Raw genomic sequence first — 2809 nt, forward strand, 5'->3', positions numbered from 1 at the left:
CTATAAATCTCCCGTGCTGCCGATAGTAGAGGCATAACTTTGGCATCCATCCAAAGGGAGTAAAAAAATGCAATTCCTTTCCAATGTGAAGATCGGCACGCGCCTGAACGCCGGCTTCGCTGTCTTGCTGGCCATGCTGGCGGTCTTGGCTTTCACTGCCAAGGTGCAGGCTGATCGCCTGCAGGCGCACACTGAGTACTACGACAGCCACATCATGGCGTCCTACAAGCTGGTCACCGAGTTCATGCGCAGCGCCGACGACGCGCGACGCCGCTCGTTCCTCCACATTCTCGGCAAACAGGAACAGAAGAAGGAGGCCGAATTGATGACCGCAAAGTCGGTCGAAGCCGCACGCAATGTGCTGGAAGACTATTCTTCGCGCGCCCTGTTCCAGGACGACGAAGATCGCGCCAATTGGCAGGAAGTGAAGACAAGGTTCGAGACCTTCGTGCGTTCCAATGACAAGGTCATGGCGGCGTCGCGCACCATCCTCGACGATCCGGCACAGCGAGACGTCGCCGTTGGCGTCATGCTGGGGGAGGCTCGCGTGGACAACATGAACCTCATCAAGGCCAAGGACGCCTGGCTGGCGCACAGCGATGCGAATGCCCAGCGCATGATCGAGCAAGGCCGGGCAACCTACCAGGCCGTGTTGTGGACGCTRGGAGGCCTGGCTGCAGCGGCCATGCTGGTGGGCGTTGTTGCAGCCCTGGCGATCACAAGGTCGATCACGCGACCATTGACCGAAGCGGTGACCATCACTCGAGCGGTGGCCGAGGGCGACCTCACGCGCCAGGCGCGGATCGGCTCGCGTGACGAGATCGGTGAACTGTTGGGCTCGCTCAATCTGATGACGACCAMTCTGTCCAGCATGGTCAGCACGGTGCGCGTCGGCGTGGACACCGTGGTGACCGCTGCGACGCAGATTGCCCATGGCAACCTTGACCTGTCCTCGCGCACGGAGTCGCAGGCTTCRAGCCTGGAGCAGACCGCCGCGTCGATGCAGCAGATGGCCGTCAGCGTCAAGATGAATTCTGACAATGCGCGTGAAGCCAACCTCCTGTCGGGCAAGGCGTCCGAGGTGGCCGGGCAAGGCGGCGGCGCGGTCGAGCGTGTGGTCGAGACCATGGAAGGCATCCAGGATTCGAGCCGCAAGATTTCCGACATCATCACGGTGATCGACGGCATCGCCTTCCAGACCAACATCCTGGCACTCAACGCCGCTGTGGAGGCGGCGCGCGCCGGCGAGCAAGGCCGAGGCTTTGCCGTGGTCGCGGCAGAGGTGCGCAACCTGGCCCGGCGCTCGGCGGACGCGGCGAAGGAGATCAAGAGCCTGATCACCACCAGTGTGGAAAAGGTGGACGCCGGCACACTGCAGGTCAACGCGGCGCGCAAGACCATCGATGAGGCCGTGCAACAGGTTCGCAAGGTGAGCGAGTTGATCGCCGACATCACGCAATCCAGCTCGGAACAGAACTCCAGCGTCGGCCAGATCAATCAGGCGGTGGCGCAGCTGGACAACACGACGCAGCAGAACTCGGCCCTGGTCGAGGAGACCTCGGCAGCGGCCGAGAGCCTGCGCCAACAGGCCGAGAAGCTGTCTGAGGCGATCTCCGTGTTTCGTGTCGCCGGGCACGATGCCGCGCCACAGCACAGCTTCGCCTAGGCAAGAGGTGCGGCTCGAAGCTTGAGTTCAGTCTGAACTCGACGCGACGCTGCAACCCTTGAATCGACACCACTGCGCCGGCCCGGGCCGGCACCTCAAGATCGGGATGTCATGGACTGGCTGTGGCGAGTGGATTCGTGATCGGTGCCATTGTCGGATTGACCGGCGTGGGTGGAGGCTCGCTCATGACGCCGCTTCTGATGGGCGTCTTCCATCTCAGCGCACCCGTGGCCATTGGCACCGATCTGTGGTTCGCCGCAATCACCAAGACCAACGGAACGATCGCCCACCACCGCCAGGGCCACGTCGATTACGGAATCGTCGCCTGGATGCTGCTAGGCAGCATCCCGGCGACGGTCATCACGCTCATGCTGATGCGATACACCGGCATGACGAAGGGGGTCAGCCACCTGATGATGCAGGTGCTGGGCGTGGCACTGCTCATGACGGYGGTCGCGGTAGCCTGCCGTCCCTTCTGTCACGCGCTCGGACTGAAGCTCGACGCCTTGCTCACGACATCGCGCAAGCGGGCCCTGACCGTTCTGGCGGGACTGCTGCTGGGTGTCCTGGTATCGCTCAGTTCGATTGGCGCCGGAGCGATCGGCGCGACCCTGACCCTCGTCCTCTATCCGCGACTTCCCATTCAACGCCTGATTGGAACGGACATCGCCCATGCGGCGGTGCTCACGCTGGTCGCGGGCCTGGGACATGCGGCGCTCGGGAACGTCGACTGGTCCCTGCTCGCCAGCCTGCTGGTCGGATCTTTGCCCGGCATCTGGCTGGGCGCGCGATTGATCAGATCCCTGCCGGACAAAGTGACACGCGGGCTGTTGTGCGTGTCTCTGTTGTTCGCCGGGCTCCGCGTCATCCATTGAACACGAGCGCCCAGCCACAAAGGACCCCATGAAACTGAATGATGACCCCTCCCTTCGCGAGCGCGTGACACCCGAGCGCGTGACAGCCGTTCTCGATCAATCCCACCTCGACTGGCTCGAGGAAGAAGCCATCTTCATCCTGCGCGAGACCGTCGCCGCGTTCGAGCGCCCGGCGCTGCTGTTCTCGGGCGGCAAGGATTCGTGCGTGGTGCTGCGCCTGGCCGAGAAGGCGTTCAAATCGAAGGGCGCCGACGGCGAGTACAAGGGC

At 63.2% G+C, this 2809-nt stretch carries 2 protein-coding genes and 1 pseudogene; all 3 read left to right on the forward strand.

The features are described 5' to 3' along the window. The first annotated feature begins 67 nt into the window (after positions 1-67). Entirely contained in the window at positions 68-1666 is a 1599-nt protein-coding gene (locus tag AC1D01_RS28555; RefSeq protein WP_477872428.1) for a methyl-accepting chemotaxis protein, read from the forward strand. A 116-nt stretch (positions 1667-1782) separates the two neighbouring features. After that, positions 1783-2541 (forward strand): sulfite exporter TauE/SafE family protein, encoded by a 759-nt coding sequence (locus AC1D01_RS28560; protein ID WP_477872430.1) that lies wholly within the window; start codon positions 1783-1785, stop codon positions 2539-2541. Between the two features lie 28 nt (positions 2542-2569). Next, positions 2570-2809, forward strand: a pseudogene (locus AC1D01_RS28565) (sulfate adenylyltransferase subunit CysD); the annotation flags it as partial.

The organism is Rhizobacter sp. P3_B12, from assembly GCF_056402895.1.